We start from the raw sequence: 26,006 nt of genomic DNA, 5'->3' as shown, positions 1-26,006 counted from the left end.
AATTGACTGAAAAATAACGAAAAGAAAAGGTGACGGTGATCAGCAGACCTTAGCAACGGCGCCGTACATTTCAGCGGAACGTTTGGCCCGGATAAGGTTCAGGTAGAGATCCTGCGGTGACCCTTTGATCGGTTCAGGCTGGGTAGGTGGCAGGCGGCGGCGCTCATGCCCGGACAGGTTGTGGTACAGCTCTTCAGGCAAACCTTTGGTGTCCTGAGGGGGAAACGTCATCGCTATGGGTTGTAACGAGCTGAGTAAACGGGTTGCGGAAAGTCCGCCATAATGGAACGCTCGTGACTGCTCTGCACCGCGAGGGTAGCAGAACTCGGATGTTGACAGTGGCGCCGGGTCTTGCAACTCGAAATAAGAGCGCAGCTGCTCTTCTGTGGTCGCAGGGGGCAGTGGTTTTTCGGTCGGCGTGGTTTCCAGATAATCCGGCGACAACATAGCCAGCATCAGTGCGAAGTCAGATCGGCGCCCCTGCTCAACCGCACGGTTGAGCTGGTTACCAAGCTGCACTTCACTGATAAGCTGTGCTTTGTCTATGGTATGGATTTGCATGGAGTCCGACAGAAATTAAAACCAGTGTTATCTCTATCGGACAGTTGGTGAAAATCTTTAGCGAGATTGGCTCTCAGATGGCTAATTATTAACCGATTGATTCAATGGCGTTCTTCATGCGCGATAGCGCCAGCGCTAAAGTCTGGCTGGTACAGCCAAAATTCATTCTGACAAAACCGGAATGGCCAAAATCAGCGCCAGGCGAGAAACCAACCCCGGCGGCTTCAAAGAAGGCATGTGGGTTTGCTACAGGCAGGCCGGAGGCATCGATCCAGGCCAGGTAGGTCGCTTCAATCGGATGCAGTTTAAGCCCTGGCAGGCTGTTGATTGCTGTCATCAGCCTGTCTCTGTGCTGGCGCAGATAATGGAGCTGACTGTCGAGCCATGGCTGGCAATCACGGTATGCGGCTTCGGCGGCCGTATAAGCCAGCACATTCACATCCGGGACGATGCCGGCCCGCGTACGGTTAAAACGGCGTCGTAACTCGAAATTCGGAATAATGGCCATTGAGGCGCCAAGGCCGGCAATGTTAAAGGTTTTGCTCGGCGCGATCAGGGTGATGGAGCGTTGTGCGGCATCATCATCCAGACTGGCAAAGGGAATATGACGGGCGTTCTCATTGAGGATCAAATCGCAGTGGATTTCATCGGAACAGACATACAAGTCATGCTTTTTGGTAAAGCTGTGCAGCGCCTCCAGCTCCTGCCGCGTGTAGACGGTCCCGCCGGGATTTAAAGGATTGCAGAACAGCAACAGCTTGCTGTCGGCCGGAACCTCAGTGGCCTCTAAATCCATCAGCCAGCGGCCTTGCTGTAAGGTCACCGGGGAATAGGCCAGCGGTCGTGACGCGTATTTTGCCGCGGTAAAGAATTTCGGGTAAACCGGCTTGGGACTGACAACGGCCTGATGTTGCTCGGTACAGGCGCGAACCGCCAGATTGAGACCACAGACCAGACCGGGCAAATAAACAATCCATTCCGGTTTGATCTGCCAGTGATAGAGCGTTGTCATGCGCTCAACGATTAACTCGCTCAGTGATGCCGGCACTGAGCCGTATCCAAAGACGCCGTGATCGACATGCTGGTGGAGGGCGTGTGTGATCGCATCCGGTACTCTGAAGTCACTGTCTGCCACCCACATCGGCAGGACATCCTTTCCCTGATACTTCAGCCACTTTGTACTGTTGCTCTTGGTGCGATCCACCGGCTGGTCAAATAAACGCAGGATCTCTGACATAGGCTCTCCAATAACCAGTTGAAATCAATGACTATGATGACTCAGCTATTATGCGCCGAATTGGCCAGAAGAAGAAAGCCCCGGTCAGAAACCGGGGCTTGAGAGGTAATCAGAACTGCGGTTTCGCACCAAACTGCTCGGCGGCATAGGCGACGCGTTCAGCCGGAGAGGGCATCTTGGACGGTGTGCCCAGACTTTCAATGTGATGAAGGCGCGGCAGCAAGCCGCAGCCATTGGCAGTCTGGATCGCAAGACCAGGACGGGCATTGAGCTCCAGGACCATAGGGCCTTTGACTTTATCCAGTACCATGTCAGTCCCCAGATAGCCCAGGCCAGTCATTTCCCAGGCACTGGCAGCGAGCTCCAGTAACTTCAGCCAGTTGGGAACGGTGAGTTCACTGAGCAACCTTTCGGTGTCCGGGTGACGTTCTACCGGCAGGTTAAACTGCACCGCACGAACCGCTTTGCCGGAGGCGATATCAATACCAACCCCGACGGCTCCCTGGTGAAGGTTGGCTTTGCCGTCAGAGGCCGCGGTAGAACAACGCATCATGGCCATGACAGGGTAACCTTTAAATACGATCACCCGTATATCCGGTACCCCTTCAAAGCTGAACCCGTCGAAGACATTATCAAACTGGATCAGGTTTTCGACCATGGCCACATCGTTTTTGCCGCCGAGCGAAAAGAGCCCGGCCAGGGTATTGGTGATGTGCCTTTCAACATCCTGCTTATTAATCACAGCCCCTGACGGTTTGGTGTATAAACCGTTTTCATGCTTGATAATGACAAGAATGCCTTTCCCGCCAGAACCTTGAGCCGGTTTGATCACAAAACCCGGCCAGTCACGCACCATGTCGTGAATTTCTTTCACATGAACCTGGCTTCTGATCACCCCGATCAGTTCAGGGACAGTGGCCCCCGCACGCTGGGCGATGATCTTGGTTTTGAGTTTATCATCAACAAGCGGGTACAGACTGCGGTCGTTATACCGACCGATATAACTGTGATTGCGCTTGTTCATGCCCATGATGCCGCGTTCGCGCAGACGCCACGGCGTAGTATAACGCGATAAAAACATGGCTTAATCCTCCGCTAACGGCTTAAAGCGTCGTAGCTCACTCAGGCGGTAGCCTGTGTAGTTCCCCAGCATCAGGATCATTGCCATGATAATCAGTTGCAGGCCGATAAAGTTAAAGGTTAAGTGACGCACCAGATCATTGGTCATGACCAGATACACTATGATAGCCGTTAACAGCGAGCCACCACCCTGAATAAAGACCTCTTTTGCCCCTTCTTCTTCCCACAGAATTGACATGCGCTCAATCGTCCAGGACAGGATGATCATCGGGAAGAAGGTGATCGTCAGACCTTCCACCAGGCCAATCTTGAAGGCCACCACGGTGAAGATTGAAATAATGAGTATCACGGTCACGATGACGGCGGATATTCGGGCCACAAGCAGCAAGTTCAGCCGCGACAAGTAGCTGCGGATGATTAAGCCTGTACCCACGATCAGCAGAAAACCAAGTACACCTGTGATCAGTTGCGTCTGCACAAAGGCCACAGCAATCAGTACCGGCATGAAAGTCCCTGAGGTTTTCAGGCCCACGATAACCCGGAGGAAGACCACAATTAACGCACCAATTGGTACCAGCATGATCGTTTTGAACATCGCCTGCTCTTCAATCGGCAGACTGTGGATTGAGAAGTTCAGCAGATCTTCAGCCTGGATTTTTTCACGGGTGGCCTGCTGCGGGGTAATATCCTGCGAAATAATCGAAAAGCTGATATTGGAGTTACGGCCACCGATCACATCCAGCAAGGAGTGACCCTGCTGGTTCCAGACCAGCACGTCGTTAGGCTTACCTTCCTGCCCCGTCTGCGGGTCAAACAAGTGCCATTTTTCGCCACCCCAGACTTCCACCATAGGACTGATGCTTTGACGGCGCCGACCATCTTCAAGCTGCAAGCCACCGACGATGCGGGAATTGATCCCTTCCATCGACAGCAGGAAAACCACCACATTTTCCCGCGGAAACGCATTGAGCAGCAAGGAGGCGTTTTGGTTATTCCTGTCATTGAGCTGCTTCAGAATTTCCCGGGTCAGCGTCAGATTGTCCGCCGACAGCGTTCTTGCCTGAGCCAGCATGGCTTTGGCTGCCGTTTCCTGAGGATTATCCAGGCTGGGGGCTTCCGGCTTGCCTCTGGGTTTATCGGTCGAGAAACTGGCCAGGGGGTCAACAAGCATCTGTGTTTTGTAATAAAGCACCTGTTTGCCGGATGCCTGACGAATTGACCATTCGGCCCGGCGTCCCTGATCCGTATCGATCAGTGCGACGCCATAGCCAGGTGATGAGGTGCTTTCGTCAATTTGCGTGAAGCCCTGCTGTGATTCCGGTGCGGCCATTGAGACTTTGACTGGCTTGCCGATGGCATCAAACTCAACTCTGGCTTCCAGCTCCCACAAGGCGCGCTCTTCGCCCGGTGTCCAAGGCACACCGTAAATATCATGGCGGTAGAGACTGAGCGCTGTCCCGGCAATGACGAGCAAGGTGATGAGAAAATAAAACGGAATTCTTGACGTCATGACAACCTCTAATTTTTCCTTTATTGGTTGAAGCAAACGAAACGATGAAAACGAAAATGGGGCAATGACAAGCTGTCATGCCCCAAACTGAAAACGGTTATCGCCCTTGGATGAACTGTTTACCGACATCAACCAGTGCGACGTCTTTAAAGAATTCCCGCCCAAGCAACACCGGGTAGGTCATCTGCGTCCGGTCTGCCAGGGTAAACTGGGCTTTCTCATGCAATTTGCCGAGCTTAAGCCACATTTCAACCACGGGGCGCCGCTCGGTATCGTCGGCGGAAGACTGGCGGATTTTCACCCAGCGGACAATCGGGGCTTCCACGATTTGGTCGGCAGGCTGATTCTCTTCCCCGCTGTGGCTGAGATTGAACTTGGCCCACTGTTTACCATCCCGTTCAAAGATCTGGACATCCAGTGCGTTGATCGAAGAGGTTGTCGCACCCGTGTCAACCCGTGCTTTAAAGAAGGATTGCACTGAGTCCAGCCAGATCCATTCTTCTTCACCCAGGATAACTTTGCCATGGGCAGTTTTAGGATCGATATCAATAGTTTTTTGTGGTACCGGCACTATTTTTTTCTCAACAATGACTTCAGGTTTAGACGATGAAACAGAAGCAACTTTATTCAGCTCTTCTGACATTGATGATAGCTCTTTTTCTAACTTAGCAATGTTTTCATTTTGTTCATTTATTTGTTGCGACATGCGATTCAGACGAAAATGAACATTGGTTTCCATCATTTCAATCGCAGTCAGTGTATTTGTTTCCCGCTGCGGGCTGGGTTCAGTTTTCAGCATCGAGCAGCCGGAAATAAATGTCAATGCAATAAAGGTTACGCTGCGGCCAAGCATGCTTACTCCCAAAAGTGGATAGTGTGTAATTCTTAGTTTTTCTTTAGGGGGCCGTAGTTTAGCGTACAAAAAAGGATGCGGGTAGCACCCTTTTGTTAACACTTAGTCAGGATTTACGGCAACCAGCACAGCGCGCCGGGGGCCGGGTAGCCTTCGATTGTTTTTGACGGATCTTGCGGATCGAGATATTCAGGCAATGAATTATTTGTCATCCAGTCGGTTGAACGTTGCTCATCGGTAGTGGTGACACTTTCATCAACAATCCGCACATCGACAAAGCCACTTTTCTCCAGCCAGACTTTCAGGGCTTTGGCGGAGGGGAAAAAGTAGACGTTGTGCATCTGAGCATAACGGTGACCCGGGACCAGCACGGCGTTTTCATCGCCTTCGATCACTAAGGTCTCCAGCACCAGTTCACCGCCTTTGCGCAGCTGGTTTTTCAGTTGCAGCAAGTGATCAAGCGGTGAGCGGCGGTGATAGAGCACACCCATACTGAAGACGGTATCAAACGCTTTCAGCTCCGGCAGTTGTTCTATGCCCAGTGGCAGCAGGTATGCCCGCTCATCCTGACCCATCAGGCGGCGGATCGCCTCGAACTGGATCAGGAACAGGTTCGAAGGATCGATCCCGACCGTCAGTGCAGCCCCTTCACCCAGCATGCGCCACATGTGATAGCCGTTGCCGCAACCGACATCCAGCACTTTACGGTGCTTGAGCGGCGAGATGTGCGGCAGGACGCGATCCCATTTCCAGTCGGATCGCCATTCTGTATCGATGTGAATACCGTGGATATGGTACGGGCCTTTGCGCCAGGGATGGAGCAGGCGCAGCAAACTTTCCAGGCGTTTCTGCTCACCATCGGCAACCTGGACTTCATTCATCACACTGACTTGGGTTTTCAGGTCGATAAAGTCCGGCTTATCGGCAGGAAACTTTTTCAGCGCCCGAACCCAGCGGGCCATGTCGCCGTGCTGGGCAGTTTCCCAGTCGGATAATTGCTGCGGCAAAGTGTTGAGCCAGGGACGCAGTTGTTCGTCATTGGCCAATAAGCGATAGAATTCTGAAAAGCTAAACATGGAGCGTCAAAATTACCTTAAATGGGTGAATTACTTGATGGCAAACATAGAGCCGAAGTTGAAGCACTGGAACCAGACTTCTACGCTGCGAAAGCCAATATCGGACAAACGCTCACGGTGGGCCGGAATGCTGTCCGGGCGCATGACATGCTCAATGGCGCTGCGTTTCTGGCTGATTTCCAGCTCGCTGTAGCCGTTGGCGCGTTTGAAATCATGGTGAAGATCGATCAGCAACTCGTGCGCCTGACCGTTCTCAAAGACATATTTCTCAGACAGGATCAGAATGCCGCCCGGACGCAGGCCTGCATAGATTTTTTCCAGCAGTTGGCGGCGATCTTCCGGTGCCAGAAACTGCAGCGTGAAATTCAGCACCACCACAGAGGCATTGTGAATATCCACATCCCGGATATCCGCTTCAATAATGTCTGCCGGTGTGTCGGAACGGTAAGCGTCAATATGCAGACGGCAGCGCTCAACCATGGCGCGGGAGTTGTCGACGCCGATGATTCTACAGCCGGGCTGTTTGATATGACGACGCATGGACAGTGTGGCAGCGCCAAGCGAACAACCCAGATCATAAATCGTGGAATCCGGCATCGCAAAGCGCTCGGCCAGCATGCCAATGGCGGAGATGATATTGCTGTATCCCGGCACAGAGCGTTGGATCATATCCGGAAATACTTCGGCGACGCGTTCGTCAAAGGTAAAATCACCCAACTTATCGATCGGGGCGGCGAACAAATTGTCGTGGCCAGCCATTATCTCTTCCTCACACCTGATATCTGAATCTCGGACGGTTCCTTCCGGCATACCTCGCCGCAAGGCGATTTATGGCTATGGGGAGTCCTTCTCCCGCTGAAAAGGCGCGTATTGTAGATAAAATAGCGCCAGTTGTCTTGTGGATTTACAGGGCAGGTCAGGCAGGGTTCAGAGCAGTGACACCTGGTCGCCACCTTGCGGCAATTTCAGCTCGGGCAGGTGTAACGCTGTGTCAGCCAGTTGTTGTGCCAACTGGCGATGAAGCCGGACGGCCAGTTCCGGGGCAAAATCGTTGTCGGGCGTATGAATGAACAGATAAGGCTGACGGCCTTCGCTCAGCCATAAGGGAAGACGCTGTAACCAGTTGGCAAAAAAGGGATCGTTGGCCTCAAGATCCGGATGACCAATGAAACGCACCACAGGGTGCATGGCGGTTGCAATCGCATGAACCGGCACTCTGGGTTTTTTCTGATGGGCATCCATGACGGCCTCGCTGGTGGCGGGAGCGGAAAAAACCGGGCGAGTGTCCATGATAATGCGGTTGGCCTGGTGCTCAATCAGTAATCGGTTGAGGGTTTTTTCTGCTTCGCCTTTGCTGAAAAAGGCCGGATGACGGACCTCAACCCCAACCGTCAGATCTGACGGCAGCTGTTTAAGAAAAGCAGTCAGCGCAGGCAGCTCTGCCGGTCCGAAACTGGCGGGCAGTTGAATTTTCCAGATGCCGGTTTTTTCTGCCACAGGCGCCATGACATGGAAAAATTCACCGAGCTGGCCCTGGCAGTGCATCAGCTTATATTGATGGGTGATGGTTTTCGGCAGCTTGAAGGTGAATTGAAAATCGTCCGGTGTGGCATCCGCCCAGTTCTGTACCGTGGCCGGTTTGGGTGTGGCATAGAAGGTGGTATTGCCTTCCACCGTGGAAAAGGTTTCTGCGTACCGGCTTAACCTGTCCGTGGCAGGGCAGCCGCGGCCATAAAGACTGCGTTGCCAGGGCGCATGTGACCACATGGCCATGCCGATCTTAAGGGGGAAGAAAAGGGCATTGAACAACCTTAGTGAATACTTTTTATCCGTCCGGATAGGAGCTTGGCTGACATTGTGGAGAATATCCCGCCATTTGGTCAACATTCACCGCCGGAATCAGGCTATTTTGCTTGATTTACGCCAGAGGTTTTTCCTACAGTGGTGTTTTTCATTTATAATACCGCGTTATTTTTATTTCGGACGTCAGTCAGGCCGCAGCCGGACCCTGAAGATGGCCGAAACTGGCACAGTTGGTGTCTGTCGTACCATTGTGGGCGGACACACAGGATTGTAAGTAAACAGATCGGGAAATTCTTATGCGCACCCAATATTGTGGTCACCTGAACAAGTCCCATGCGGGACAAACCGTTGAGCTTTGCGGCTGGGTAAACCGCCGTCGTGATTTAGGCGGTCTTATTTTCATTGATATGCGAGATCGTGAAGGTATCGTTCAGGTAGTGGTTGACCCGGATATGAAAGATATCTTCGAGGTGGCAAACCAACTGCGCAATGAATTCTGTATCCGCCTGACCGGTGAAGTCCGTCAGCGTCCGGACAGCCAGGTTAATAAAGACATGGCGACCGGTGAAGTGGAAGTGATTGCCAAAGGCCTGGAAATCATCAACCGTTCCGATGTGCTGCCGCTGGACTTCAACCAGAAGAACACCGAAGAGCAACGCCTGAAATTCCGTTATCTGGATCTGCGTCGCCCGGAAATGAGTGACCGGATCAAACTGCGTGCAAAAGCATCCAGCTTCGTGCGACGCTTCCTGGATGAAAACGGCTTCCTGGATATTGAAACCCCGGTTCTGACCAAAGCGACCCCGGAAGGTGCCCGTGACTATCTGGTGCCGAGCCGTGTGCACAAAGGCAGCTTCTATGCACTGCCGCAGTCACCGCAGCTCTTTAAGCAGCTGCTGATGATGTCTGGTTTTGACCGTTACTATCAAATCGTCAAATGTTTCCGAGACGAAGACCTGCGTGCAGACCGTCAGCCTGAATTTACCCAGATCGATATCGAAACCTCGTTCATGACGGCCGACCAGGTGCGTGCCGTGACTGAGCAGATGGTCACCGAGATGTGGAACGAGCTGCTGAACGTTGATCTGGGGACTTTCCCTGTGATGAAGTACGAAGAAGCGATGCGCCGTTACGGTTCAGACAAGCCGGATCTGCGTAACCCGCTGGAGCTGGTGGACGTGGCAGATATCCTGAAAGATGTGGATTTCAAAGTCTTCGCCGGCCCTGCCAATGATCCGAAAGGTCGTGTGGCCGTGCTGCGTGTACCGGGCGGTGCGGAACTGTCCCGCAAGCAAATTGACGAATACACCAGCTTTGTGGGTATCTATGGTGCCAAAGGCCTGGCATGGATGAAGGTCAATGATCGCGCGGCCGGTTTTGACGGCGTACAGTCACCGGTGGCCAAGTTCCTGAACGAAGACATTGTGACTCAGCTGCTGGAGCGCACTCAGGCTGAATCTGGCGATATTCTGCTCTTCGGTGCAGATCGCAAAAATGTGGTTGATGAAGCGATGGGCGCACTGCGTCTGAAGCTGGGTAAAGATCTGAAACTGACTGACGAATCAGCATGGGCACCGCTGTGGGTGGTTGATTTCCCGATGTTCGAAGAAGACGAAGAAGGGAATCTGCACGCGATGCACCACCCGTTTACCGCTCCGCTGAATATGACAGCGCAAGAGCTGGCGGCGAACCCTGTGGCAGCCAATTCGAATGCCTACGACATGGTCATCAACGGTTACGAAGTGGGCGGTGGTTCTGTGCGTATTCACAACGCAGACATGCAGGCGGCCGTGTTTAACATTCTGGGTATTGACGCGCAAGAGCAGCAGCTGAAGTTCGGCTTCCTGCTGGACGCGCTGAAATTCGGTACGCCGCCGCATGCCGGTCTGGCTTTTGGTCTGGATCGCCTGGTCATGCTGCTGTGCGGCACAGAGAATATCCGTGACGTGATTGCCTTCCCGAAAACAACGGCAGCTGCGTGTCTGATGACAGATGCCCCAAGTCTGGCTAATCCGGCCGCGCTTGAGGAGCTGGCAATTGCGGTGAAACTGGCTGCGAAAGACGAACCAAATACCGAAGCCTGATCAATCAGACTTATCCGGGCTGGCAACTCTGCCAGCCCGATCACTCTTCAAGACATTGCAGTATGCTTCATACCATCTGATGTACGATCTCACGCCGTGTTCTGAACAGTGATCAGCGCCTCCCAGTGACGCAGAGCTGGGACAACACCCTCTATCAACCCGGAGCAATGTTATGGCAGGTCATAGTAAGTGGGCCAACATCAAACACCGTAAAGCGGCGCAAGACGCTAAGCGTGGCAAAATTTTCACCAAGTTAATCCGAGAAATCGTGGTGTCGACCAAAGAAGGTGGCCCTGAAACGGAAAGCAACCCGCGTTTGCGTGCTGCAGTTGATAAAGCGCTGTCCAATAACATGACGCGTGACACTATCAACCGTGCCATCAGTCGTGGTGCCGGCGGTGAAGGTGACGACAACATGGAAACCGTGATTTACGAAGGATACGGCCCGGGCGGCACTGCGGTGATGGTTGAATGCATGACAGACAACCGCAATCGTACGGTGTCTGGTGTGCGTCATGCCTTCAGTAAAGCGGGCGGTAATCTGGGCACAGACGGCAGCGTCAATTACCTGTTTGAGAAGAAAGGGGTGATTTCTTACGCACCGGGCCTGGATGAAGACGCCGTCATGGAAGCGGCCCTGGAAGGGGGCGCCGATGATGTTGAAACCAATGAGGATGGTTCGATTGATGTGTACACCACACCAGCGGATTTTGGCCCGGTGAGAGACGCGCTGGATGGAGCCGGGTTCGAAGCTCAAAACGCGGAAGTGACTCTGGTGCCGTCAACCAAGGCGGAGCTGGACGCGGACACAGCGCCAAAACTGCTGCGTCTGATTGATGCGCTGGATGATCTGGATGATGTGCAGGAGGTATATCATAACGGAGATATTTCCGACGAAGTGGCGGAACAGTTGTAATATCAATGGCCATTATTTTAGGGATAGACCCAGGCTCCAGAATCACGGGATACGGTGTTATCCGTCAGGTGGGCAGGCAACTTGAATATCTGGGCAGCGGTTGTATCCGCACCAGCTGTGATGATATTCCGGGCCGGCTGCATCAGATTTATGCCGGGGTCACCGAAGTGATCACTCAGTTTCGCCCCGATGACTTTGCCATCGAAGAAGTCTTCATGGGCAAAAATGCCAATTCGGCACTGAAACTCGGGCAGGCACGCGGCAGCGCAATTGTTGCAGCCGTGAATGCCCATATCCCTGTCAGCGAATATGCGGCCAGGTTGATTAAACAGGCAGTGGTTGGCAAGGGCAGTGCCGATAAAGTACAGGTTCAGCACATGGTCTGCCATATGCTGAAATTACCGGGTAAGCCTCAGGCGGATGCGGCAGATGCTTTGGCGGTGGCGATTTGTCATGCCCATACCCACAAAACCCTGGTGGCGATGGCAGGACAGGCATCGGGTTCGAAACGGGGACGATACAGATAGTCACACGCGGTTCAGTCACCATATCAATATCCCTGTCAGGCATGTGTTCTGTTGGACGGATCAAAAAAAGCAGCCTTGTGCTGCTTTTTTCTTTGTTAATTCATTGTTAACTGAATATAGTGGTCGGAGCTGTTGGATAGTTCATATATAACAATGACAAGGATAACAAAATGTCCCCAGTCACTTTTTGGCGCGGCCTGTTTTTGCCCTCTTCACATCAGTGGCAGGAAGAGCAAGTCCGCCTGGTTGATACCCTGCTATTTTTCACCCTTATCTCGTTCTTCGTCGGCTTGTACAGCTGGATAAAATGGTCGAGCCACGCCCATACCAGTCTGGTTATCACTTCTATTACACTCATTGGATGCGAAATACTGGCCGGTTTGATTGTACGCTGGCTGAAACAGATTGAACTCGCGGTCAACGTGGGTTTTCTGGGGATGGTGATCCATGCCGTGAATATCGTCTATCAAAGTGGCGGTATTGTTGTTTCCACTCAGGCGTTCTGGATGCCGCTGCTGATCGTGGCCTTTTTCCTGGCGGCCAAACCGGTCACAGCCATGATCTGGAGTGTGCTGGTTGTCGTGATCTCTGGCTGGATGATCAAGGAATCTCTGGCCGGTCACGATTTTCCTCACCTGGTGTTGACGCCGGCAGCAGAGCGGCTGGAAACCTGGTCTGGCTTATTACTGCCTCTGATTGTGATCGGTATCGCGCAGGCCTTTACCGTGCGTCAGCGAGAAACTGCGCTGGTGAAGTCGTCCGAGGCTGAGCGGGCCAGTGCTACCTTGGCAGAACAAGCCAAAAAAGGTGAACAGGCGCTGGGCAGCATTATGGATCGTGCCAGTGATAATGCCAGTCAGCTGGCACAGCTAGCTGATGATTTGGAACAGCAGTCTGATGCGCTGCATCATCAGGTCAAAGATCTCAATCAAAACTGCCTGTCACAGGCCAGTGCGGCAGAGCAGATGAGTCAGCAACTCGGGCAGATGACAGAAGGGCTGGATGAATCAGACCGTTCTGTGACTGAGTTGCGCCAGCGCAGCCGAACCATAGAAACTCAGGCTCAGCACAGCTCGGCATCACTCCATGCCTCGACCGAAGCGATCGCCCGCATCCTGCATAGTAATAATGAAGTCATGTCAGCCGCTGCACTGATCACTGCCGTTGCCGAACAAACCAATCTGCTGGCATTGAATGCGGCGATTGAAGCTGCACGAGCCGGGGAGTCGGGACGAGGATTTGCCGTGGTCGCCGATGAAGTTCGTAAGCTGTCTGCCAAGAGTAATGCTTCAGCCACAGAGATCCGCAGTTTGCTGGAGAAAAGTAAAAATGAAGTGCAGCAGGGGCAAAAAGTCATTCATGCCACGGCGACCGAGCTGGGCGGCATAATTGCCGAGATCACAGGCTTATCTGAGGATGTGAACCGGCTGGCCGATACCCTGGGCATTCAGGTCCAGTCACTCAAAGAGCTCAATCAGGCCAGTACCGAAGTGGCACACAGCGTGGTGCAGACGAACCAGGTTTCGGATCAGGTTGCTCAGCAGGGTGCGGAGCTGGCCAGCAGAGTTGAAACGTTAAAAGGACTCGCCGATAGCCTCAATGCGCTGGTGTCACGTCATCAGGCTTGATCTTGTCTGTCATTTCTTGCTCCATCCTGATAAAGCGCTGGATATCCATCCAGCGCTTTATTATGCTAGAGCCAATTTTATTTGCGAGATAGAGGCAAGGCAGTGATTGGCCGATTACGAGGAATCATCTTAGAAAAACAGCCACCGGAAGTGGTGATTGAAGCCGCCGGAATCGGGTATGAAGTTCAGATGCCGATGAGCTGTTTTTACGAATTGCCGGAAATGGGGCAGGAAGTCACCATCGCTACCCACTTTGTGGTGAGAGAAGACGCCCAGCTGCTGTACGGTTTCAATAAGAAAAGTGAGCGGGATTTGTTTCGCGAAGTCATCAAAGCCAATGGTGTCGGGCCTAAACTGGGTTTGGCTATCTTGTCAGCCTTGACGGCCAGCCAGTTTGTGCTTTGCGTGGAAAATGAAGATATTTCTACTTTAGTGAAGATCCCCGGTGTGGGTAAGAAAACGGCAGAACGCCTGCTGGTTGAAATGAAAGACCGCCTGAAAGGCTGGGGCGAAGGTGATCTCTTTACACCAGCGCTGGATACCGCAGCCAGTCAGGCACAGTCTGCCGCATCCGATAAGAACCGGGCGGAAGATGAAGCCGTGAGCGCCCTGATAGCGCTGGGTTATAAACCTCAGCAGGCTTCTAAAGTGGTGGCTCAGGTCGCGCAGGATGATATGCCAAGTGAAGCCATTATCCGTGAAGCCCTGCGCTCCATGGTGTAAGTGAGATTATATGATTGAAGCTGATCGCCTGGTATCGGGGAGTTACCCGGTTAACCGCGAAGAAGAGGTCATTGACCGTGCCATCCGCCCGAAATTATTGCAGGATTATCAGGGCCAGGATCATGTTCGTGGCCAGATGGAAATTTTTATTCAGGCTGCGAAACTGCGTGCTGAAGCGCTCGATCATCTGCTGATTTTTGGTCCGCCCGGGCTGGGTAAAACAACGCTGGCGAACATTGTGGCAAACGAGATGGGTGTCAGCATCCGTACCACGTCAGGCCCTGTGCTGGAAAAGGCCGGTGATCTGGCCGCACTGCTGACCAACCTTGAAGAAAATGACGTGCTCTTCATCGATGAGATCCATCGTCTCAGTCCTCAGGTGGAAGAAGTGCTCTATCCGGCAATGGAAGATTATCAGCTTGATATCATGATTGGCGAAGGGCCAGCAGCGCGTTCTATCAAGATAGATCTGCCTCCTTTTACCCTGGTGGGGGCGACAACGCGTGCCGGTTCGCTGACCTCACCGCTGCGCGATCGTTTTGGGATTACCCAGCGACTGGAGTACTACAAAGTTGCCGATCTGCAAGATATTGTCCAGCGCAGCGCCCGGTGCCTCGGGTTGTCTATGGTGCCTGAAGGGGCACTGGAGATTGCCCGCCGTGCCCGCGGCACGCCGCGTATCGCGAACCGGTTGTTACGTCGCGTACGGGATTATGCGGAAGTGAAAAGTGATGGCCATATCAGCGAAGAAGTGGCGAGCCAGGCGCTGGATATGCTGGATGTCGACAGCAGCGGTTTTGATTATATGGATCGAAAACTGCTGATGGCGATTATTGACAAATTCATGGGGGGGCCGGTGGGGCTGGACAATCTGGCGGCCGCTATCGGAGAAGAAAAGGATACGATAGAAGATGTGCTCGAACCTTATCTGATCCAACAGGGATATTTGCAGCGCACACCCAGGGGGCGGATCGCGACTCATCGCGCTTATCTGCATTTCGGACTGGATATACCGAATCACTGAGATTACCGATAATAAATGTTAAAAACGGAGCTTAAGGCTCCGTTTTTGTTTGTCTTTCACTTGGGGTTTTTCGGTAAAACCCGGCTGAGTATTCTAGAATCTTTAACATTTCCGGGGAAGAAATGCCTGTCTGTGGGATGAAACCCTGCTGGTTTCAATGAGTGGGGTGCCGAAAGCGGTACAATTGTTTTACGAAGGCCAGGAATGGCTGGTGTTTTTGTCAGATCAAAGTTGGGTACTGATTGTTTAAAACTTCGGCATTGATGTCGCGGTATAAACGGGAAATGTTAATAGAAACCTCCTAACAATGAGGACGCATGACCGTTGTCATGTCGGTCTGCAAGGTGATGCCTGCAGTGCGAAGTCGTCAGAGTGTTTGAACTAATTGATTAGATAAACTAATCAAAACGCCTTGTCGGCTTCATTTTAAGCGCACTGTTTTTACGCTTGTTTATCGGTGACATCTTGTGCACTGAAATCATTTCCGCCTTTGAGCTTCACTGAGAAAAATTACACGTTTTGAATTGTGATCTTTGTCTTTGTCAACGTGATTAAACTTGCATCTTTGGTAACTTTATAATTGAAAAATCACATTTATTTAAAGTGTTAGCTACAAAACTATGCAGGTGTCAGAAGTTTGATCTCTCGCATGGACATCGTTTATCTATACGATTTAAATCACAATCTGTTTGGCGAATCAGCGCGTATTTTATAAATACCTTTGAACCTGTGTGGCGAAGTCAGTAGTATTAGTTTCAGCTTAACCGGTTGTAGTTTTACATTAAATTCTATAATTCGACACAAGTCTGCAACATCCAGTTTGGCGAGTCATCGCTGGCCAGGAAATGATTTTGTAAAACAAACAGGCGTGTTCGCTGACGTTTTGCGTAGCCTACCGATGAGTAACGCGTTGTAAGGTTATCAATCAATGATTGCTGAAATTTTAATCAATAGGCGGTAATCTTGAAGAATACTTGCTGGGCGTACTTGATCAACAATGTTGTACGTTGCCGGGAGACTGGTGACTTAAGGAGTTATCATGTTTGATATCGTCGAACTATCGCGGTTACAGTTCGCAATGACTGCGATGTACCACTTTTTGTTCGTCCCACTGACTTTGGGCATGGCGTTTCTGCTTGCCATCATGGAGTCTGTGTATGTGATGACCGGAAAGCAAATCTACAAGGACATGACCAAGTTCTGGGGTAAGCTTTTCGCCATCAACTTTGCACTGGGGGTTGCCACCGGACTCACCATGGAATTTCAGTTCGGCACGAACTGGGCTTACTATTCTCACTACGTCGGCGACATCTTCGGCGCCCCGCTCGCCATTGAAGCCCTGATAGCCTTTTTCCTCGAATCCACTTTTGTCGGCTTATTCTTTTTTGGTTGGGATCGACTCAGCAAGCGTCAGCACTTAACGGTAACCTGGCTGGTGGCTCTGGGCTCAAACTTCTCTGCATTGTGGATTCTGATTGCCAATGCCTGGATGCAAAACCCGGTCGGGGCTGAGTTTAATTTCGAAACCATGCGCATGGAGATGGTGAGCTTTGCCGAAGTGATCCTCAATCCAGTCGCCCAGGTGAAATTTGTTCACACTGTGGCATCAGGTTATGTGACAGGCGCCATGTTTATCCTGGGTGTCAGTTCTTACTACATCCTCAAAGGCCGCGATCTGCCGTTTGCCCGTCGTTCATTCGCGATTGCGGCTTCTTTTGGTATGGCCTCCATCCTGTCTGTGATCATTTTGGGTGATGAATCCGGGTACGAGCTGGGTGATGTCCAAAAGGCAAAACTGGCCGCGATTGAGGCTGAGTGGCACACCGAAGAAGCGCCGGCGGCTTTCACCTTGTTCGGCATTCCGAACCAGGACACCATGCACACGGATTACGCCATTAAGATTCCCTATGTGATGGGCATTATCGCCACGCGTTCATTTGATACCGAAGTCACGGGCTTGCGTGATCTGAAAGATGAACACGAAGTGCGTATCCGTAACGGTATGGAAGCTTATGGCTTGCTTGAGAAGCTGCGTTCGGGTGACAAATCACCTGAGAATGTCGCCGCGTTTGATGCCGTGAAACAAGATCTGGGTTATGGCCTGCTGCTGAAGCCTTATACCGACAGGGTCGTGGATGCCACCGAAGAGGAAATCGCGCAAGCGGCGGCAGACTCTTTGCCAACCGTTTGGCCGCTATTCTGGGCCTTCCGTATCATGGTGGGCTGTGGATTTATCATGCTGGGCGTGTTTGCTGCGGCATTTATCCAAACGTGCCGTCATAAAATCACTGAGAAGAAATGGGTGCTCCGTGCGGCGCTGTACGCCATTCCGCTCCCTTGGATCGCCATTGAAGCAGGCTGGTTTGTCGCTGAGTATGGTCGTCAACCCTGGGCAGTGGGTGAGATTTTGCCAACAGCGATGGCGGCGTCAAATCTGGCTGTCTCGGAAGTACTGACGTCGATGGCGGTGATCATTGCGCTGTATACCTGTTTCCTCATTGCGGAAGTCTATCTGATGCTGAAATTTGCCCGCCTGGGTCCAAGCAGCCTGAAAACCGGGCGTTATCATTTTGAACAGAATGTTGCGCCGCATGACTTAACTGAAAACCCGGTCATGAAGTGATCCGAGACGGGCAGGAGTATTAAAAATGTTTGATTACGAAGTGTTACGTCTTATCTGGTGGCTGCTGATAGGTGTCTTGTGCATCGGTTTTGCGGTAACCGATGGATTCGATATGGGCGTCGGTGTGCTCACCAACATTATTGGTAAAACAGACACCGAACGCCGCATCATGATTAACTCTATCGCACCACACTGGGACGGTAATCAGGTTTGGTTGATCACAGCCGGCGGCGCATTATTTGCGGCCTGGCCACTGGTCTATGCGACGGCTTTTTCCGGGTTTTATCTGGCCATGGTGCTGACACTGGCGGCTCTCTGGCTCCGTCCCCTGGGCTTTGATTACCGCTCGAAAATTGAAGATCCAAAATGGCGTAACCTGTGGGACCGTGCGATTTTCATCGGCAGCTTCGTTCCGCCGGTGATCTTTGGTGTGGCTTTCGGTAACCTGCTGCAAGGTGTACCTTTTGTGCTGAGCGAGCTGTTAATTCCGACTTATAAGGGCTCGTTTTTCGGTCTGCTGAATCCCTTCGCTTTGCTCTGCGGCGTTGTCAGTTTGGCGATGATAGTGACTCAGGGTGCGGTATACCTGCAGATGAAAACCACAGACGAGCTGCATGAGCGCGCACGTAATATTGCGCCAATTACGGCCCTGATTACCTTAGTCGCTTTTGTGCTGGCCGGATTCTGGGCGAAAAACCTGGAAGGGTATGTGGTTGCTTCCGAGCTGGCAAAAGACGCGGCGTCAAACCCGCTCAATAAAGAAGTGATTCGCCAGACCGGCGCGCTGATGATGAATTTTAATGCTCAACCGCTGCTGTGGATTGCTCCGGCGCTGGGCATTGTGATGCCGCTGCTGACGATTCTGGCATGTCGTATAGAACGGGCAGGGTTTGCTTTCCTGTTCTCCAGTCTGACCATGGCGGGCATTATTCTGACTTTCGGCTTTGCTATGTTCCCGTTCATCATGCCGTCCAGCGAGATCCCAAACCACAGTCTGACGCTCTGGGATGCAACGTCCAGTGAGCTGACACTGAATATTATGACAGTGGTGGCTTTTGTCATGGTTCCGATTATTTTGGCCTACACCTGCTGGTGCTATTACAAAATGTTTGGTCGTCTCGATAAGCAATATATCGAAGACAATAAAAATTCACTGTACTAAGGAGACTGACTATGTGGTATTTCGCCTGGATCCTGGGGGTCTTGTTAGCCTGCTCATTCGGTATCATTAATGCACTGTGGCTAGAAACGACAGAGAATATGGATGCTGAAAACCAATCTGACAGTGAGTAATCGCATCGACCTCTGGGTCACAACCAGTCATGCCTGGCTGGCGCACGGTGTATTGCGTGTGCTGGCCCTGATGATGGGGCTGGTAACAGGGGGGCTCGTGATCTGGGATCCGGTCTTGTTCGCCGAGGAGATAGGTGGCTTTGGACCGGTTATTTCTCCGGCGCTGATCTGGTCATGCTGTACCGCGATTATCTTCGGCGTCGGTTTCGTGCCTCGCCGGTGGTACAGGCAGCTGTTTTTCACGCCATATGCCGCTTTACCCATATTGGCGGGTATTCTTTGGCTCCGTCTGAGCTGATAGCATGCTTGTTACGACACAGCCCGCTGAGAATAGCGGGCTGTGTTTTATGTGGCAGTATTTCCCGGAAATACCGACAAGGTCAAAAATTGAAAGGAAATAATTCATGCTGAAAGTCAGGGGTTTCATTCTCTAATTTAACTCCGGTATAGTTATTGCTGGATTACCTTCCGACGTCATTTTTTTGGCGTTGGTTATGCATCATCATTAGTGGTATTGGGATGACGGAAGAAAGTGCCTTTGAATGGCCAATCACTATTTATATTGAAGACACAGACACTGGCGGCATTGTTTATCATGCCAATTATCTTAAGTTTTTTGAGCGTGGCAGAACGGAACTATTCAGAAGCTTCGGGGTCAGCTTACAGGACATGTTAGAGCAGGGTTTCAGTTTCGTGGTGCGCCACCTTGAAATTGATTACCTGAAAGGTGCGAGATTAGACGATCAGCTCAAGGTTCGTACCTGGCCGTTAAAAGTGCGTAAAGCCTCCATCGAATTTTGTCAGATTTTAGTAAACAATGAGGGGCAGTGCTTGTGTAAAGCTACTGTTCAGGTAGCCTGTGTCGACCCTCGTTCAATGAAACCCATTGTGATACCAGAACATATACTGTCGGAGATAGCCTAAGTGAGTGCTGAACTTTCTATTCTGGATTTGTTTTTGCAGGCAAGCCTGCTGGTCAAAATTGTCATGCTGATCCTGCTGGGAATGTCGGTCATCTCCTGGGCGATGATTGTGAAACGTTCGCAGATACTGTCTCAGGCAGCATCGAAAGCCGAGCGCTTTGAAGACCGTTTCTGGTCTGGCATTGATTTATCTCATTTGTTTCAGGAAGTGCAGAGCCGTAAAGACGATCTGAGCGGAACGGAACAGATTTTTTATGCGGGTTTTAAAGAGTTTGCCCGTTTGCACCGTAATAATGGCAAAGCCCCTGAATCTGTTATGGAAGGCGCTGGCCGTGCGATGCGTGTATCGCTGTCACGGGAAGTGGAAGAAATGGAAACCAATCTTCCGTTTCTGGCTACTGTGGGTTCAATCAGCCCTTATATCGGTCTGTTCGGTACCGTATGGGGCATTATGCATGCCTTTATTGCGCTGGGTGCCGTGAAGCAGGCAACCCTGGCGATGGTTGCTCCGGGGATTGCCGAAGCATTGGTTGCAACGGCGATGGGCCTGTTTGCCGCCATTCCGGCTGTGATGTTTTATAACCGCCTGACCAACAAGGTTGCCAAACTGGAGCATAACTACGCCACCTTTATGGAAGAGTTTTCCAGCATCCTGCACCGTCAGGCGTTTGCTGCGAACCAGGAGTAACATCATGGCGGTTTATCAACCGAAAAAGCGCAAGATGACGGCGGAAATCAATGTGGTTCCTTACATTGATGTGATGCTGGTGCTTTTGATCATCTTTATGGTGACTGCGCCCTTTGTGACTCAGGGCGTGGATGTCGAGTTACCGGCAACGCATACGGCAAAAACGGCCGCTGAACTGGCCGGTGAAAACGATAGTGGTGCACCTATCATTGTCGAGGTGGACAAATATGGTCAGCTTGGTCTGAGCGTCAACAACGATGACATGATACGTGGCCTGCAATTGACTGAGCTGCTGACGCGCGTGAAAGCCGAATTGCAGCTGAATCCGAAAACGCCCGTCATGGTGGGTGGCGACGCCAGAGTCCCTTATTCAGCGATTATCGAAACACTGGATGCTTTGAATCAGGCAGGTGTCGGCTCTGTGGGTCTGATGACTGAGCCATTGGAGCAATAGGGAAGTAAATGAAAAAAACAACTATACAGTTGCCATCATCATTTCGTTATTTTTCCATGCTGTATTGTTTGCTGCTCTGATTTGGGGAACGGATTTTACGATGTCGAAGCCTAAGCCTCAGGGTTCGACGATTCAGGCCGTTGTCGTTGATCCCGCTTTGGTCAACCAGCAGGCCCGCCAGTTTCGCGAGCAGCGTGATGCAGCGAAAAAAGCTGAGCAGGAACGTCTTGAGCGCCTCGAACGCCAGGCTGTCGCACTGGAGCAGCAGCGTCAGGCTGAAGAAGAGCGCATTCGCAAACTGAGAGCGGATAAGCTCCAGGCAGAAAAAGCGGCGCGCGAAGCGGATGCGGAAAGGGCTCGGATTTCTCGTGAAAAAGAAAAAGCAGCTGAAGAAAAGCGTCAGGCGGACGAACAAGCGAAGCTGGCTCGCGAAGAAGCGAAAAAAGCAGAAGCGGATCGCCAGGCTAAGTTAAAAGCCAAACAGGAAGCTGAAGAAGCAACGCGTAAAGCTGAAATTGCGCGTCAGCAGAAAATTGAAGAACAAAAGCGGGCGGAAGAAGCGGCTCGCCAGGCAGAAGCTGATCGTAAAGCTAAGGTAGCGGCGAAGAAGAAAGCGGAAGAAGAAGCGCGTCAAGCTGAAGCCGCCCGTAAAGAAGCCGAACGTAAAGCGAAAGAAGCAAAAGCACTGCAGCGGCAGCAGGAAGCGGCCCTGAATGACATGTTTGCGGGCCTGGAAGCAGAAACTGAGCAACGCGGCAGTGCGAAAGGGCAGTTCATCGCGGATGAAACGGCCCGTTACGGCGAAATATATAAGCAGATGATCCAGCAAAATTTGCTGTTTGATCAAAATTTCTCAGGTAAAGAATGCAACCTGCAAATGCGACTGTCTGTGAGTGGCTTGCTGCTGGATGTGTCGGATGTGGGGGGCGATACAGGTTTGTGCCGTGCGGCCAAAGCGGCCGTTGTTAAAGTCAGCCAGTTTCCCATGCCAGAAGATCCGGCAGTGGTGGAAAAACTGCGTTCAATTCGCTTAACCGTGAAGCCAGTAAGTTAAGAGGGAAAGCTAAATGAAACGTTGGATTTTGGGCTTGTGTGCCGCCCTGCTCACTATGAGCCAACTGGCGCACGCTGAACTGGAACTGGTCATCACTGAAGGTGTCGACTCGGCACGTCCCATCGGTATTATTCCCTTTCAGTGGGAAGGGGGTGGTGTCGCGCCTGTTGATATGGCATCGGTGATTGCCTCGGATTTACGTCGCAGTGGCAAATTTAGCCCTGTCGCCCCGAATGCCATGCCGCAAACGCCGACCAGTGAAGCAGACATTAATTATGCCGCCTGGACAGCTCTGGGCGTTGATGCACTGGTGACAGGCACTGTCAGCAAGAATGCTGATGGCAATTATGTCATCAATTACCAGCTGATTGATGTGGTGCGCGGCCAGCTCACCAATGGCGAGAGCCGTGGTCTGGAAGACGGTCAGCTGGTTCAGACCAGTGATCACGTATTGCTGAACAACCGGGCGACAGTCAGAACCAACCGTCTGCGTCAGTATGCGCACCGGATCTCTGATGTGGTCTATGAAAAACTGACCGGTGAAAAAGGGGCGTTCCTGACGCGGATCTCCTACGTGGTCATCGACGATAACTCAGATTATCCGTACCAGCTTCGCATTGCAGATTACGATGGTTATAACGAGCAACTGGTGCTGAAATCCAAACAGCCGCTGATGTCGCCATCCTGGTCTCCTGACGGCAACAAACTGGCTTATGTCAGCTTTGAAAATCAGCAGTCCCAGATTTTTATCATGAACATTACGAATGGCACCCGCGAAATGGTCGCCTCATTCCCTAGACACAATGGTTCACCGCGTTTTTCCCCAGACGGGAAGAAACTGGCCATGGTCTTGTCGAAAAGCGGGAGTTTGCAAGTCTACGTAATGGACTTACAAACGAAAGCGATGAAACAGGTGACGGACGGGCGTGCAAACAACACGGAAGCGTTTTGGGATCCAAGCGGTCAATCTATGATTTTCACGTCAGACAGAGGTGGTAAACCTCAGATATATCGAGTAAATTTAGCTGACGGTTCGACTGAGCGTCTGACATGGCAAGGATCGCAAAATCTCGGTGGTCAGCTGACTCCAGATGGCCGTTATTTGGTAATGGTGAACCGATCGGATTCGGGTTACAACATTGCCAAACAGGATTTGAAAACAGGTGCTGTACAGATTTTGACGAAAACATTTTTGGATGAATCTCCAAGCATTGCCCCAAATGGTGGCATGGTGATCTACAGCTCGGTCAATAACAAATCCAACGAGTTGTCTCTGGTATCAATAGATGGTCGTTTTAAGGCTCGTTTACCAGCTACCAGTGGGCGAGTAAGAGCGCCATCTTGGGGACCGTTCTTATAGGGTTCACTGCAATATAGCGATAAATAAGGAAAAAAATGCAACTGAATAAAGTTTTAAAGGGTTTGGCAATTGCGCTGCCAATGTTTACTCTGGCTGCTTGTAGTTCTACCGACAGCACAGACAGTTCTGCCGCTCAAACGAACACTGGCGCTGGCACCACTGGCTCAGAAACCACAGTTGTAACACCTGTAGATTCTGGTTCAGCGGCGATGTCAGAGCAAGAAATCCGCAACCAGCAACTGCGTCAGGAACAAACGGTTTACTTCCAGTTTGACAATGCTGAAATTCAGGCCAGCTACCAGGCGATGCTTGAAGCACATGCTGAATACCTGCGTAACAACAGCGGTGTGAAAATTGTTGTAGAAGGTCATGCTGATGAGCGCGGTACGCCAGAGTACAACATTGCACTGGGCGAGCGTCGTGCCAATGCTGTTGCTAAGTACCTGCAGGCACTGGGTGTGTCTTCAAGCCAGATCTCTATCGTAAGCTACGGTGAAGAGAAGCCGCTGGTACTGGGCCACACTGACGCCGATTACGCGAAGAACCGTCGTTCGGTTCTGGTTTACTAATTAAGGTTATGAAAATGAACAGTAACATGATGCGGTATATCGCATTAACGTTGCTGATTGGTGCGGCGACCCCTGTGGTCGCCGAACCTGCTCCTGTTTCTGAGCTCAAAGGCAGCTCATCAAGCAGCGAAAGCAGTCTGCAACGTTTAGAACGTATGTTTGAGGCGCGTAGCCAGATGCAACTGGATATGCAGCGTCAACTTGATGAATTGTCCCGTGAAGTTGGCGAACTCCGCGGTATGGTTGAACGCAATAGTTATGATATGAAGCAGATGCTGGAACGCCAGCGTGAGCTCTATCGTGAAATTGACAAATTAAGCCGCGAGCAACCTGCTGCAGCCAAAGCAGAGAAAAAGGATGTATCCGGCGGTGAAACTTATGCCGCAAGCGCTGATGAAAATACAGCTTATGAAAGTGCTGTGAATTTGATCCTGAAAGAAAAGGATTATGATGGCGCGGTGACGGCGTTCAACGGATTTTTATCCACTTATCCTGATTCTGTGTATGCGGCCAATGCTCATTACTGGCTTGGACAGCTTTATTTTACCCAGAACAAGATGGCGGATGCTCAAACACACTTTGAAGCGGTTGCCAGCTTCAAAGACTCCAACAAGCGCGCCGATGCGCTGCTGAAGATGGGTGTGTTAGCCGAGCGTGGCAACAAAGCGGATGTGGCGAAAAAGCTCTATGAGCAGGTCGTGGCAGAATATCCCAATACCGCGACATCCCAACAAGCCGAAAAAAGCCTCAAGAATCTTAAATAACAGGATATCTGGCTTCATCTCTTCCTCGCCGCTAACCTCTCAAAATTGGGTTAGCGGTGCCTGATTGCCCCTTCTATGTCTTATCCAGATTAGTATTACAGCGTCATTGCAGTGTATAATGCGCGGATTGTAAGGACGAGCTGATAGAGCAAGACGTAATGAGCCTGACATTTGACCCTTCAGAAATGGTGTATCCATTTCCACCCAAACCGATTCCACTGACTCAAAGCGAGCAAGTGGATTACAAAGCGAAAATCAAAGCGCTGCTTGAAGAAAAAGAAGCGGTATTGATCGCGCATTACTACACCGATCCTGAAATCCAGGCCCTGGCCGAGGAAACCGGTGGTTTTGTGGGTGATTCGCTGGAAATGGCACGATTTGGTAATCAACATTCTGCGAAAACCCTGATTATTTGCGGTGTGCGTTTCATGGGGGAATCGGCCAAGATTCTGACCCCAGAAAAACAGGTGTTGATGCCGACGCTGGAAGCGGAATGCTCTCTGGATCTGGGTTGTCCGGAAAAAGAATTCAGCGAATTCTGCGATGCGCACCCTGATCACACTGTGGTGGTGTATGCGAATACGTCTGCGGCGGTCAAAGCACGCGCTGACTGGGTGGTGACGTCCAGTATAGCGCTGGAGATTGTCGAACATCTTGATGCCGAAGGTAAGCCGATCATCTGGGGACCAGACCGCCATTTAGGCAGCTATATCCAGAAGAAAACAGGCGCTGAGATGCTGCTATGGCAAGGCGAGTGCGTGGTTCATGATGAGTTTTCTGCCAAAGCGCTGAAAGACATGAAGCACCTGCATCCGGATGCGGCGATTTTGGTCCATCCTGAATCGCCGGCGAGTGTTGTTGCCTTAGCGGATGCTGTCGGGTCGACCAGCCAGCTGATCAAAGCGGCGAAGAGCCTGCCGCAACAAAAACTGATTGTTGCGACTGACAAAGGCATTTTCTTCAAAATGCAGCAGATGGTGCCCGAAAAAGAACTGATTGAGGCACCAACGGCCGGCGCTGGCGCGACATGCCGCAGTTGTGCGCATTGTCCCTGGATGGCAATGAACGGCCTGAAAGCGATTGAAGCGGCTTTGCGCGAAGGCGGCGAGAAGCACGAGATCTTTGTTGATGAAGCTATCCGTGTGAAGTCTCTGATCCCGTTGAACCGTATGCTGGATTTTGCTGCGTCACTGCAATTGCAAGTGAAAGGCAACGCCTGACCGGACAGAACTGGATCCAACGATATGAAAAGCGAC

At 51.5% G+C, this 26,006-nt stretch carries 25 protein-coding genes and 1 pseudogene; 18 read left to right on the top strand and 8 right to left on the bottom strand.

The window, feature by feature from the left end; genetic code table 11:
• Nucleotides 1–39: 39 nt before the first annotated feature.
• The 8 genes and pseudogenes from P4S53_RS18890 to P4S53_RS18855 form a co-directional block, all read right to left on the bottom strand.
• Nucleotides 40–561: a VC2046/SO_2500 family protein gene (locus tag P4S53_RS18890; protein WP_337113897.1), complete on the bottom strand. Its 522-nt coding sequence runs from the start codon at nucleotides 559–561 to the stop codon at nucleotides 40–42.
• Between the two features lie 88 nt (nucleotides 562–649).
• A complete protein-coding gene (locus P4S53_RS18885) occupies nucleotides 650–1,798 on the bottom strand; it encodes a MalY/PatB family protein (protein ID WP_337113896.1) in 1,149 nt (382 codons plus the stop codon).
• Nucleotides 1,799–1,907: 109 nt separating this feature from the next.
• The gene (locus tag P4S53_RS18880; RefSeq protein ID WP_337113895.1) at nucleotides 1,908–2,879 is read right to left on the bottom strand and encodes an alpha-L-glutamate ligase-like protein; all 972 of its coding nucleotides are present in this window, start codon (nucleotides 2,877–2,879) and stop codon (nucleotides 1,908–1,910) included.
• Nucleotides 2,880–2,882: 3 nt separating this feature from the next.
• Nucleotides 2,883–4,388, bottom strand: a complete 1,506-nt coding sequence (locus P4S53_RS18875; RefSeq protein ID WP_337113894.1) for an inactive transglutaminase family protein — start codon at nucleotides 4,386–4,388, stop codon at nucleotides 2,883–2,885.
• Between the two features lie 97 nt (nucleotides 4,389–4,485).
• On the bottom strand, nucleotides 4,486–5,241 hold the full coding sequence (locus tag P4S53_RS18870) for an ATP-dependent zinc protease family protein (RefSeq protein WP_218383301.1): 756 nt from the start codon (nucleotides 5,239–5,241) through the stop codon (nucleotides 4,486–4,488).
• Nucleotides 5,242–5,343: 102 nt separating this feature from the next.
• Nucleotides 5,344–6,317: pseudogene (gene cmoB / locus P4S53_RS18865) on the bottom strand (tRNA 5-methoxyuridine(34)/uridine 5-oxyacetic acid(34) synthase CmoB).
• A 30-nt stretch (nucleotides 6,318–6,347) separates the two neighbouring features.
• Complete coding sequence (gene cmoA / locus P4S53_RS18860) at nucleotides 6,348–7,076, bottom strand: carboxy-S-adenosyl-L-methionine synthase CmoA (protein ID WP_218383031.1); 729 nt, start codon at nucleotides 7,074–7,076, stop codon at nucleotides 6,348–6,350.
• Nucleotides 7,077–7,244: 168 nt separating this feature from the next.
• On the bottom strand, nucleotides 7,245–8,084 hold the full coding sequence (locus P4S53_RS18855) for a DUF72 domain-containing protein (protein WP_337114532.1): 840 nt from the start codon (nucleotides 8,082–8,084) through the stop codon (nucleotides 7,245–7,247).
• Nucleotides 8,085–8,416: 332 nt separating this feature from the next.
• Here P4S53_RS18855 and aspS point away from each other — a divergent pair, with 332 nt between their 5' ends.
• The 18 genes from aspS (at nucleotide 8,417) to nadA (ending at nucleotide 25,970) form a co-directional block, all read left to right on the top strand.
• Nucleotides 8,417–10,204 (top strand): aspartate--tRNA ligase, encoded by a 1,788-nt coding sequence (gene aspS / locus P4S53_RS18850; RefSeq protein ID WP_337113893.1) that lies wholly within the window; start codon nucleotides 8,417–8,419, stop codon nucleotides 10,202–10,204.
• A gap of 172 nt (nucleotides 10,205–10,376) precedes the next feature.
• A complete protein-coding gene (locus P4S53_RS18845; protein ID WP_337113892.1) occupies nucleotides 10,377–11,120 on the top strand; it encodes a YebC/PmpR family DNA-binding transcriptional regulator in 744 nt (247 codons plus the stop codon).
• A 5-nt stretch (nucleotides 11,121–11,125) separates the two neighbouring features.
• Nucleotides 11,126–11,647 (top strand): crossover junction endodeoxyribonuclease RuvC, encoded by a 522-nt coding sequence (gene ruvC / locus P4S53_RS18840; protein WP_027253444.1) that lies wholly within the window; start codon nucleotides 11,126–11,128, stop codon nucleotides 11,645–11,647.
• A 170-nt stretch (nucleotides 11,648–11,817) separates the two neighbouring features.
• On the top strand, nucleotides 11,818–13,275 hold the full coding sequence (locus tag P4S53_RS18835) for a methyl-accepting chemotaxis protein (protein WP_337113891.1): 1,458 nt from the start codon (nucleotides 11,818–11,820) through the stop codon (nucleotides 13,273–13,275).
• 102 nt (nucleotides 13,276–13,377) lie between these two features.
• Nucleotides 13,378–13,998 (top strand): Holliday junction branch migration protein RuvA, encoded by a 621-nt coding sequence (gene ruvA, locus P4S53_RS18830; protein ID WP_337113890.1) that lies wholly within the window; start codon nucleotides 13,378–13,380, stop codon nucleotides 13,996–13,998.
• Between the two features lie 10 nt (nucleotides 13,999–14,008).
• Complete coding sequence (gene ruvB / locus P4S53_RS18825; RefSeq protein WP_337113889.1) at nucleotides 14,009–15,022, top strand: Holliday junction branch migration DNA helicase RuvB; 1,014 nt, start codon at nucleotides 14,009–14,011, stop codon at nucleotides 15,020–15,022.
• Nucleotides 15,023–16,061: 1,039 nt separating this feature from the next.
• Entirely contained in the window at nucleotides 16,062–17,645 is a 1,584-nt protein-coding gene (gene cydA / locus P4S53_RS18820) for a cytochrome ubiquinol oxidase subunit I (protein ID WP_337113888.1), read from the top strand.
• Between the two features lie 25 nt (nucleotides 17,646–17,670).
• Entirely contained in the window at nucleotides 17,671–18,807 is a 1,137-nt protein-coding gene (gene cydB / locus P4S53_RS18815; protein WP_337113887.1) for a cytochrome d ubiquinol oxidase subunit II, read from the top strand.
• Between the two features lie 11 nt (nucleotides 18,808–18,818).
• Nucleotides 18,819–18,938 carry a cytochrome bd-I oxidase subunit CydX gene (gene cydX / locus P4S53_RS18810; protein WP_046222334.1) on the top strand — a complete coding sequence of 40 codons (120 nt, stop codon included), beginning with the start codon at nucleotides 18,819–18,821 and terminating at the stop codon, nucleotides 18,936–18,938.
• Nucleotides 18,910–19,236, top strand: coding sequence for a cyd operon YbgE family protein (locus tag P4S53_RS18805; RefSeq protein WP_337113886.1), 327 nt, complete (start codon nucleotides 18,910–18,912; stop codon nucleotides 19,234–19,236). The genes cydX and P4S53_RS18805 overlap by 29 nt, the downstream gene beginning before the upstream one ends.
• Before the next feature lie 221 nt (nucleotides 19,237–19,457).
• A complete protein-coding gene (gene ybgC, locus P4S53_RS18800) occupies nucleotides 19,458–19,862 on the top strand; it encodes a tol-pal system-associated acyl-CoA thioesterase (RefSeq protein WP_337113885.1) in 405 nt (134 codons plus the stop codon).
• Nucleotides 19,863–20,549, top strand: a complete 687-nt coding sequence (gene tolQ / locus P4S53_RS18795; protein ID WP_027253435.1) for a protein TolQ — start codon at nucleotides 19,863–19,865, stop codon at nucleotides 20,547–20,549.
• A 4-nt stretch (nucleotides 20,550–20,553) separates the two neighbouring features.
• The gene (tolR, locus tag P4S53_RS18790) at nucleotides 20,554–21,003 is read left to right on the top strand and encodes a protein TolR (protein WP_337113884.1); all 450 of its coding nucleotides are present in this window, start codon (nucleotides 20,554–20,556) and stop codon (nucleotides 21,001–21,003) included.
• Nucleotides 20,984–22,057 carry a cell envelope integrity protein TolA gene (gene tolA, locus P4S53_RS18785; RefSeq protein WP_337114531.1) on the top strand — a complete coding sequence of 358 codons (1,074 nt, stop codon included), beginning with the start codon at nucleotides 20,984–20,986 and terminating at the stop codon, nucleotides 22,055–22,057. Before tolR ends, tolA begins: the two co-directional genes overlap by 20 nt.
• A gap of 13 nt (nucleotides 22,058–22,070) precedes the next feature.
• Nucleotides 22,071–23,417 (top strand): Tol-Pal system beta propeller repeat protein TolB, encoded by a 1,347-nt coding sequence (gene tolB / locus P4S53_RS18780; RefSeq protein WP_337113883.1) that lies wholly within the window; start codon nucleotides 22,071–22,073, stop codon nucleotides 23,415–23,417.
• Nucleotides 23,418–23,452: 35 nt separating this feature from the next.
• Complete coding sequence (pal, locus tag P4S53_RS18775; protein WP_046222340.1) at nucleotides 23,453–23,986, top strand: peptidoglycan-associated lipoprotein Pal; 534 nt, start codon at nucleotides 23,453–23,455, stop codon at nucleotides 23,984–23,986.
• 14 nt (nucleotides 23,987–24,000) lie between these two features.
• Nucleotides 24,001–24,750 carry a tol-pal system protein YbgF gene (gene ybgF, locus P4S53_RS18770; protein WP_337113882.1) on the top strand — a complete coding sequence of 250 codons (750 nt, stop codon included), beginning with the start codon at nucleotides 24,001–24,003 and terminating at the stop codon, nucleotides 24,748–24,750.
• A 158-nt stretch (nucleotides 24,751–24,908) separates the two neighbouring features.
• Nucleotides 24,909–25,970, top strand: a complete 1,062-nt coding sequence (gene nadA, locus P4S53_RS18765) for a quinolinate synthase NadA (RefSeq protein ID WP_337113881.1) — start codon at nucleotides 24,909–24,911, stop codon at nucleotides 25,968–25,970.
• Nucleotides 25,971–26,006 lie beyond the last annotated feature (36 nt).

The sequence above is a fragment of the Photobacterium sp. Hal280 genome, assembly GCF_037162255.1.
Classification (GTDB): Bacteria; Pseudomonadota; Gammaproteobacteria; order Enterobacterales; family Vibrionaceae; genus Photobacterium.
Note: the sequence above shows the minus strand (reverse complement) of the source record. Positions and strands in the feature narration are given on the sequence as shown.